Raw genomic sequence first — 8,287 nt, 5'->3', positions numbered from 1 at the left:
CGTCGCCCTCGTCGACGATCACCGAGATGCGGATCTCCGAGGTCGAGATCATCTCGATGTTGACGCCGGCGTTGGCCAGGGCCGCGAAGAACTTGGCGGTGATGCCGGGGTGGGAGCGCATGCCGGCGCCGATGAGCGGTTTGAATGTCGGTGTCGTCGGCGCGACCGGTCAGGTCGGCGCGGCGATGCGGCAGATCCTGCTCGAGCGCGACTTCCCGATCGCCGACGTCCGCTTCTTCTCCTCGGCGCGGTCGGCCGGCACGGTGCTGCCGTTCGGTGGGCGCGAGGTGACCGTCGAGGACGCCGACACCGCCGACCCGAGCGGTCTCGACCTGGCGCTCTTCTCGGCCGGCGCCACGGCCTCCCGCTCGCTCGCCCCGCGTTTCGCGGAGGCCCGCGTGACCGTGATCGACAACTCCTCGGCCTGGCGGATGGACCCCGACGTCCCGCTCGTGGTGAGCGAGGTCAACCCGGAGGCGGTGGGTGAGGCGCGCAAGGGGATCATCGCGAACCCCAACTGCACCACGATGGCCGCGATGCCGGTGCTCAAGCCGTTGCACGACGAGGCCGGTCTGGTGCGGCTGATCGCCAGCACGTACCAGGCGGTGTCCGGCAGCGGCCTTTCCGGCGTGGAGGAGTTGGCGGCGCAGGCGAGCGCAACCGCTTCCCGCGCTTCGGAACTGACGCACGACGGTGGTACGCTGACGTTCCCGGAGCCCGCCAAGTACGTCGCGCCGATCGCGTTCAACGTACTGCCGATGGCCGGGTCCATTGTGGACGACGGAACGTACGAGACCGACGAGGAACAGAAGCTGCGCAACGAAAGCCGCAAGATCCTCGACATCCCGGCGCTGCTGGTTTCCGGCACCTGCGTCCGGGTCCCGGTGTTCACCGGGCATTCGCTGTCGATCAACGCGGAGTTCGCCGCCCCGCTTTCGCCGGAGCGGGCCAAGGAACTGCTCGCCGGCGCGCCGGGCGTCGAGCTGACGGACGTGCCGACGCCGCTGCAGGCCGCGGGCAAAGACCCGAGCTACGTCGGCCGCATCCGTGCTGATCAGGGCGTGCCGGACGGTCGCGGGCTGGCGTTGTTCGTCGCGAACGACAACCTCCGCAAGGGCGCGGCTTTGAACGCCGTACAGATCGCCGAGCTCATCGCGGAAAACGCTTAGCAACTTTCACTCTTTAGGGAGGCGGCTTCTCCACTCGATCTTGCACCTGCACTCCTAGTGTGAGCGCAGTCTTTCAACAGGTCGAGTCGGGGAGCCGCGTTGCTGAGGCAGGTCGTTGTCGCCGTGGTCGCGCTGATGGCATTGGGCACGCTGCCCGTGCCGGCAGTCGCCGACAGCACGGACGGGCCGCTCACGGTGCATGTCGTGCGGGTGGACGGCGATCACGCCGGCGTCGCCGGGATCCTCGTCGTGGCCACCGACCCGTCCGGTGCCAGCGCCAGCGGCACCACCGGGCCGGACGGCACGGTCGTGCTCCCCACCGCGTCCCTGTCCGGCGGGAAGTACCGCGTGGAGGCGCAGATCCCGGCGTCGATGCCGGACGTCAAGCCCGCGCCGCGCGGGCCGGGAATCGCGGGGCTGACCGAGTTCGTGGACGTTTCCGGCGGCAAGCCGGCCGAGCTGACGATGGGCGTCGGCAACGGCACCGGCGACGTCCAGCTCGGTGACCGCGTGTGGTTCGACACCGACGGCGACGGGGTGCAGGACGGCGACGAGCCGGGGCTGCCCGGGGTGCGGGTCCAGCTGCTGGCCTGCGACGGAACGGGCGCGCCGCTCGCGGAGAAGACCACCGATGCCGTCGGCGAGTACACCTTCGGCCCGGGCGACAAGCTGCAGCCGAACACCTGTTACACGGTCAAATTCGACTTCACCGGGGTCAACACCGCCGGGCTGCCGGGCGCGCCGCGGGTCGACGGTCTCAAGTGGACGACCCCGATGGCGAGCGTCACACCTGCCGCGGATTCCACTGTGGACCCCGGCACCGGGACCGTACGCGTGACGGTGGGGCCGCCGGGTTCGGTGGACGACACGGTCGACGGCGGTGTGGTGGGCGGCCTGAACAAGATCGGCGACCTGGTGTGGGCCGACGCGAACCGCAATGGCCTGCAGGACCCGGGCGAGCAGGGCATCGCCGGGGTTCCGGTGAGCCTGCAGACGCCCGACGGCAAGGTGGTCGTCACGACCACCACCGGTCCGCACGGGCAGTACGCGTTCTCGCACCTGCCCGACGGCACCTACAAAGTCTGTTTCGACACCACGAAACTGCCCGCGCAGTATGCGGATTACCAGCTGGTCAAGGCGCGCGCGGGTACGCCGGGTCAGGATTCCGCGCCGGATCCGGGAACCGGCTGCACCGCGCCGACCGAACTGCGCCCGGATCGCACCGAGGACCTGACGATGGACGCCGGGCTGGCCCCGCCGGTGAACCAGATCGCCGCGCGGGTGTGGCACGACCTCAACGAGGACGGCCTGCGCACCTTGGACGAACCGGGAATCCGTGGTGTACCGGTGAAACTGCGCACCGACGACGGCACCCAGATCGCGTTCACCACCACCGGGGACGACGGCGGCTACCTCTTCGACGGCATTCCCGACGGCGAGTACGAGGTCTGTTTCGACCTGGCGAACCTGCCCGCCGAGGTCGCCGACTACACCCCGGCCAAGTACGCGGGCGATTCCGCGGCCAATCCCGCCACCGGCTGCACGCGACCGGTGACGATCGGCCTCGGCAAGCGGGTGGACACGACACTCAACGCCGGTTTGTCCTCCCCCACCAACGAAATCGGCGACCGCGTGTGGTTCGACAGCAACCGCAACGGGCTGCAGGATCCGGTCGAGCCAGGGGTTTCCGGCCTGCCGGTGAAGCTGGTCAAGGTCGGCGGCGGGGACGCGGGAGCGACCACGACGGGTGCGGACGGGGCGTACTCGTTCCACGGCATTCCGGATGGGTCGTACCAGGTTTGCTTTGACACCAAGACTTTCCCGGCCGGTTACGCCGGCGACCAATGGGCCCGCCCGGACTCCGGGGACGACGCGCTCGATTCCGATGTGGAGCTGGCCACCTCGTGCATGCCGCCGGTGACCGTCGGCGTCGGTCATCGTGAAGTGTCCACTATGGACGCTGGCCTGGTCGCCGCCCGCAACCGGCTCGGGGACCTGCTGTGGTTCGACCGCAATGCCAACGGTGCTCCCGATCCCGGTGAGCCCGGCGTGCCGGGTGTCACGGTCTCGATGAAGGATGCGGCGGGCAAGCTCGTCGCCACCACGCGCACCGGCCCGGACGGGCACTACCTGCTCGACGATCTGCCCGACGGCAGCTACCAGGTCTGTTTCGACCTGACCCAGTTGCCTGCCGAGTTCGCGAACTTCCAGGTTCCCGGCAAACCGGACGGCTGCCTCGGCCCGCTTTCGGTCGGTCCGAAACCGCGGGAAGACCTCTCCGTGCGCGTCGGTCTCGTCGCCCCGAGCCCGGCGGTCGCCCCGGCGGCGGAGCAGACCACGACCGGTGCCGGTGGCGGCGGTTTTCCGTTGGGCTGGGCGGCGTTCACCGCGATCGTCGTGATGGCGGGAGTCGCGTTCACCGTTCGCTGGTGGAGGACTGTCGATCAGTAAGGCGCACGCGGTCGACACCGGCGGTGCGGTCGTTTTGGGTAGCTTGGGGCGTATGAAACCTGCCTGGGGGACCGGAATCGCCGTGCTCGCGTTGCTGCTGGCCGGCTGTGACCAGGTCGATGCGGCCACCAGCAAGACCAGCGCGTGTGCCGAGGCGCTCGGGCTGAGCAACATCGACGTGCACCTGGATCCGGACGAACTGGCCGCGCAGGCGCGGCAGAAGGCCGACAGGTTGCGTGCGCTCGCCGACGAGGTCTCCGACCAGGACCTGAAGCAGCAGCTCGGCAAGATCGCCGATTCCTACCTCGCGCTGGAGCAGCGAAAGCTCGACAACCTGAGCAACCTCAACGAGTGGGCGCAGCGGAACGCGGCGAACCTGTCGGCGCTGCGCACCGCGTGCCTCTGACGCGTCGCGCCACCTCTGATCGGTTGCCACGTGAGCACCGCCCCACTTCGCCACTCCTGACCTCTGGCGCCTGGGCAAAAGTGAGAGTAGCTTCCAAAAGACAGTGACTCTCAGATCGGGGCCGGGATGGACGGAACGGGCCGCAGCCGGTGGTGGGCTCTCGGCGCACTCGCGGTGGCGCTGCTGGCCTTCGGGCTCGACGTGACGGTGCTGTCCGTCGCGCTGCCGACGCTCGCGGTGGACCTGGACGCGTCCACCAGCGAGCTGCAGTGGTTCTCGAACTCCTACACGCTGGTGCTGGCCGCCGGCCTCCTTCCGGCCGGGTTGCTCGGCGACCGGTTCGGGCCCAAGCGCATGCTCATTTTCGCCCTGGTGTTGTTCGGGCTGGCCTCGCTCGCGTGCGCCTATTCGGCCACGGCCGGTCAGCTGATCGCGGCGCGCGCGGCGCTGGGCGTCGGCGGGGCGTTTCTGGTGCCGATGTCGGTTGCCGTGATCACCGAGCTGTTCCCCGGCAAGGACCGGGCGCGCGCGATCGCCGTGTGGGCGGCGGCCATGTCGATCGGCATCCCGCTCGGGCCGGTGATCGGCGGCTGGCTGCTGGACAACTACTGGTGGGGTTCGGCGTTCCTGATCAATATCCCGCCGATCGCGATCGGCACCGTGCTGCTGGTCGGGCTGGTGCCCCGGATCCCGGGGAATCCCGCGCAGCGCATCGATTTTCCAGGCATCGCGCTGTCGAGCGTGGGGCTGGTCGCGTTCACCTACGGGCTCGTCGAGGCAGGCAATCGCGGCTGGGGTTCGGCGTCGGCGCTTGTGCCGATGGGCGCCGGGGTGCTCGTGCTCGCCGCCTTCGTGGCGTGGCTGCGGCGGGCGAGCCATCCGCTGGTCGACGTGAAGCTGTTCGCCGCCAAGGGTTTCCGCTGGGGCGGGATACTCGCCACGTTCGCCCAGTTCGCCATGATGGGTGCGATTTTCCTGCTGCCGCAATACTTCCAGGCGGTGTACGGCACGGACGCGCTGGGCACCGGCCTGCGCCTGCTGCCGGTCGTCGGCGGACTGCTCGTCGGCGTGCAGGTCGCCGACCGGGTCCGGCCGAAACTGGGCGCGAAAATCGTGGTCGCCATCGGGTTCGTGGCCATGGTCGTGGGGCTGGTGCTCGGCGCGGGCACCGCGTTCGGCAGTGGGTACGGGTTCGTCGCGGTGTGGGTATCGCTCGTCGGTATCGGGCTTGGGTTCTCCCTGCCGCCGTCGATGGATCTCGCGCTCGGCGCGTTGAGCCCGCAGCGGGCCGGGGTCGGTTCCGCTCTGCTGCAAGCACTTCGCCAGGTCGGCGGCACCCTGGGCGTCACGATCCTCGGGACCGTGCTCAACGCCGTTTACCGCGCCGACCTGCCTGCCTCGACGCCCGCCGCGGCTCGCGAGAGCGCCGCGGCCGGAGTCCGGGTGCCGGGCCTGCTCGACGCCGTTCAGCACGCCTTCGTGCACGGGATGAGCAGCACGCTCTGGGTGTGCGCGGGGTTCGCCCTGGTGGGGGTGATCTTGACGCTCGCGTTCCTGCCGCGGCAGGCCGAGGATGTCCAGAAGGCAGAATCGGTGCATGACTTCGTCGCCGGATAGGCCGGGCCTGCGCGACCGCAAGAAGGCGCGGACCCGGGCCGCGATCCAGGACCATGCGCTGCGGCTGTTCATCGAGCAGGGTTACGAGGCGACCACGGTGGAGCAGATCGCGGCCGCCGCCGAGGTCTCGCAGAGCACGTTCTTCCGGTACTTCCCGACGAAGGAAGACACCGTGAGCTACGACCGGCTGGATCCCGTGATGATCAAGTCCTTCCTGGAGCAACCCAAGGAGCTGCCGCCGATAGCGGCGATGCGGGCGTCGATCAGGGAAACACTGGCCGCGCTGCCGCGCGAGGCGTCCGAGCTGGAGATCGCGCGGCAGCAGCTGATCTTCGAGGTGCCCGGCCTGCGTGCCCGGCTGATCGACCAGATGCGCGACGGCATGGACATGCTGCACGACGCGCTGGCCCGGCGCCTCGGCCGTGAGCCCGACGACCTCAGGGTCCGCACCTGGTCCGGGGTGCTGCTCGGGGTCGTGCTCTCGGCGTACTTCGAGTCCATGCCCGATTCGGCCGGGTTCATGCCGGAGCTGGACCGGCAGCTGGCCTGTCTCGAAGAGGGGGATCCGGGCTGACGGGCGGCCGCGACACGCCCGGGCGCCGCCACTCACCCGGTTGCTTGTTCCCGTCTGATGCAGTCTTTTCGTTCAGTACCAACCAGATATAGCAGTACGGGTGAGCCGGGGTGTTTCATCGGGTGAACCGGACACGGAGCGCGTTCCGTCCTCTCGGCGTCCATGATCAATGGGCGAACGAGCTCACAGAAAGTCTCACCATTTCGCGGGTAATTCTTTCGATTCCGAATCCTCCTCGTGTCGGGGGCCAGGTTCGCTCGGTGTGCGGCCCCCCGGAACGGCAGGTAGTCATTGAGCCAGTCAGGGCCCATGAGCCAGGGAGGGAACCAAGAAATGCAAGGGAAAATCGCCCGCGCTGTCGCGGTACTGGTCGCAGGGAGTGTGCTCGCTCTGGCCGGAGCAGGCGTGGCCTCGGCGGGAGGCAAGGGCACGTCCAGCACCGAGGCCGCCGGCCAGCAGGTGCTGCAGCTGCGTGACCAGATCACCAAGGCCGCCTACGGCTCCGACGTCTCGGGCACGGAGCGTTCGCTCGACCAGCTCAGCCCGCTGCTCGGCGACCTCGCCGCAGGCCAGAAGTACACGATCCAGTCCGAGAACCAGCAGCAGGCGGCGACCGCCAACGGCCAGTCGACCGAGGCCAGCCGCATCCTGGCGGACCCGTCCCAGGCGGCTGCCGCGCGGCAGCTGCCGCCGGTGCCTTCGCTGCCCGACCTGCCGCCGCCGCTGAACATCGTCAGCAACCTGTTGAAGAACCTGCTGACGCTGGTGACCAGCCTGCTCAGCGGCCTGCTGGGCAGCGCGAGCGTGCCGGCCCTGCCGGTGCCGGCGCTCCCGGTGCCGACACCGACACTGCCCAGCGTCTGACTGAAAGCCTCGTTTGCCAGAGGGGGAATCCGGAATCCGGCGTGGCAACACGCCGGATTCCGGCTATTTGGCGGCGATTCCGGAAAGCCCGAGTCGCAATGCCCCCGCCGCCTCCGCGGTCGCCTCCCGGAAACGGGTGCCGACGCCGAGGAAGTTCACAAAGCCGTGAATGAGATCCGACTGCCTGCTCAACGCGGTCGGCACGCCGGCGGCACGCAGTTTCTCCGCGTATGCCTCGCCCTCGTCACGCAGTGGATCGAAGCCCGCGGTCGCCACGTAGGCCGGGGGAAGCCCGGAAAAGTCCTCGCTCAGCAGGGGCGACAGGCGTGGATCCGTGCGGTCCACCCCGGCCGGGGCGTAGTGGTCCAGGAACCACGTCATGTCCTTGTCGGTCAGGAAGAAGCCGGCCCCGAACAGCTCCCTGGACCGGCGCACCTTCGAGGCGTCGACCCCCGGGTAGAGCAGCAACTGGAACGCCGGAGCCGGGCCACCGCGCCGCGTGGTCACCTGCGCCGCGACGGCCGCGAGGTTCCCACCCGCGCTATCGCCGCCGACCGCGATGCGGGCCGGGTCCACACCCAGGTCCGTCGCTTTCGCGTAGGCGTAGTCGAAGGCCGTCACAGCGTCGTCCGCCGCGGCCGGGAACGGATTCTCCGGCGCCAGCCGGTATTCCACCGAGAGCACGCGCACACCCGCGTGTTTTGCCAGGAACCGCGCGGTGTTGTCGTGGCTCGCGCGGGTGCCGATCACCCAGCCGCCACCGTGGAAGAACACCAGCAGCCCGGAATCCTTCGGCAGGCCGGCGGGGGTGTACAGGGTCGCCGGGATTCCGCCGTTCGAGTCCGGGATCGTCAGCTCGCGGGTGCCCACCGGCTGGATGGGCGAGCCGCTGACCAGATGCTGGGAATCGCCGAGCATCTTCCGGGCCAGTTCGGGGGTGTCCTGGGACATCGTGGTCTTCGCGAGCTGCTGCAGCCGGAGCAGCAGCTGTGCGTCGAGCGCCAGTTCCTGACCGTCGCGCTGGACTGGGCTGCCCGCGATGAGCCGCCGGACCGGGCGGGGCAGCGCGTAAACCAATTGGGCCGCGGCCGCTTCGACGCGGGACCGTAGAGGGTTCGCCATGCCTCCAGACGTTACTCACGAGTACGCAAGAGGGATAGGTGTGACCGCTACCTCCGTCCCAAATGCTGGTCCTCCACCTAAGTG

General features: G+C 69.3%; 7 protein-coding genes and 1 pseudogene. 6 read left to right on the top strand and 2 right to left on the bottom strand.

Features of this window, described 5'->3' with window-relative positions; translation table 11 throughout:
- Window positions 1-136, bottom strand: a pseudogene (locus tag VHD82_RS16590) (ACT domain-containing protein); the annotation flags it as partial.
- Between VHD82_RS16590 and VHD82_RS16585 the strand changes: the two are divergent.
- From VHD82_RS16585 to VHD82_RS16560, 6 genes are all read left to right on the top strand, one after another.
- Entirely contained in the window at window positions 132-1,169 is a 1,038-nt protein-coding gene (locus tag VHD82_RS16585) for an aspartate-semialdehyde dehydrogenase (protein WP_325703885.1), read from the top strand. The pseudogene VHD82_RS16590 and the gene VHD82_RS16585 sit on opposite strands and share 5 nt — an antisense overlap.
- 99 nt (window positions 1,170-1,268) lie before the next feature.
- A complete protein-coding gene (locus VHD82_RS16580; RefSeq protein ID WP_325703882.1) occupies window positions 1,269-3,620 on the top strand; it encodes an SdrD B-like domain-containing protein in 2,352 nt (783 codons plus the stop codon).
- Between the two features lie 52 nt (window positions 3,621-3,672).
- The gene (locus tag VHD82_RS16575; protein WP_325703879.1) at window positions 3,673-4,026 is read left to right on the top strand and encodes a hypothetical protein; all 354 of its coding nucleotides are present in this window, start codon (window positions 3,673-3,675) and stop codon (window positions 4,024-4,026) included.
- A 126-nt stretch (window positions 4,027-4,152) separates the two neighbouring features.
- Window positions 4,153-5,643 (top strand): DHA2 family efflux MFS transporter permease subunit, encoded by a 1,491-nt coding sequence (locus VHD82_RS16570; protein WP_325703876.1) that lies wholly within the window; start codon window positions 4,153-4,155, stop codon window positions 5,641-5,643.
- Window positions 5,624-6,217 carry a TetR family transcriptional regulator gene (locus VHD82_RS16565; RefSeq protein ID WP_325703874.1) on the top strand — a complete coding sequence of 198 codons (594 nt, stop codon included), beginning with the start codon at window positions 5,624-5,626 and terminating at the stop codon, window positions 6,215-6,217. The genes VHD82_RS16570 and VHD82_RS16565 overlap by 20 nt, the downstream gene beginning before the upstream one ends.
- Window positions 6,218-6,550: 333 nt before the next feature.
- On the top strand, window positions 6,551-7,081 hold the full coding sequence (locus tag VHD82_RS16560; protein ID WP_325703871.1) for a hypothetical protein: 531 nt from the start codon (window positions 6,551-6,553) through the stop codon (window positions 7,079-7,081).
- A 63-nt stretch (window positions 7,082-7,144) separates the two neighbouring features.
- Here the strand turns inward: VHD82_RS16560 and VHD82_RS16555 are convergent, their stop codons facing one another.
- Complete coding sequence (locus VHD82_RS16555; RefSeq protein WP_325703868.1) at window positions 7,145-8,203, bottom strand: alpha/beta hydrolase; 1,059 nt, start codon at window positions 8,201-8,203, stop codon at window positions 7,145-7,147.
- Window positions 8,204-8,287: the final 84 nt, after the last annotated feature.

Source organism: Amycolatopsis sp., assembly GCF_035546795.1.
Taxonomy (GTDB): domain Bacteria; phylum Actinomycetota; class Actinomycetes; order Mycobacteriales; family Pseudonocardiaceae; genus Amycolatopsis_E.
Note: the sequence above shows the minus strand (reverse complement) of the source record. Positions and strands in the feature narration are given on the sequence as shown.